The following is a 499-nucleotide window of genomic DNA, read 5'->3' as shown; positions in this document are numbered from 1 at the left end:
GCCTGCGCGTCGATGATCGTGGCCCAGCCCGCCGACCGGGCGACCGTCAGCGAGATGCCGGTCCCGACGACGACGCCAGCCAGCCCCCCGAGCAGGCACAGCACGAGGGCCTCGGCCAGGAACTGCAGCCGGATGTCGGCCCTGCGGGCCCCGACTGCCCGCCGGATCCCAATTTCCCTCGTACGCTCGGTCACGGTGACCGTCATGATGTTCATGATGCTGATGCCGCCGACCAGCAGCGACACCCCTGCCACCGAGGTGAGCAGCAGCGCGATCGTGCGCGTGGCGCCGCGTTGGGCGTCCATCGCGGCAGCCGGGTCGGAGACCTTAAAATCGTCCTCCTGCCCGTCCTCGATGCGGTGGCGCTGGCGCAGCAGCCCCTCGATCTCCGTGCGCGCCCGGCCCATCGCCTCGTCCGAGACGGCCTTGGCGACGATGTAGGCGACGGCGTCGCGGTTGACCCCGCTGGCGCTGCCGAGGAAGCGCAGCTTGGCCGTCT

At 71.1% G+C, this 499-nt stretch carries 1 protein-coding gene; it reads right to left on the bottom strand.

Going from position 1 to position 499, the window contains the following annotated elements; translation table 11 throughout:
* A partial coding sequence (locus MFF58_RS31995; protein ID WP_238294367.1) for an ABC transporter permease occupies window positions 1-499 on the bottom strand: 499 nt, incomplete at both ends.

Origin of the sequence: Methylobacterium longum, from assembly GCF_022179385.1 — a bacterium.
Lineage (GTDB): Bacteria > Pseudomonadota > Alphaproteobacteria > Rhizobiales > Beijerinckiaceae > Methylobacterium > Methylobacterium longum.
The sequence above is the reverse complement of the archived record's forward strand: the minus strand, read 5'-3'. Positions and strand labels throughout refer to the sequence as shown.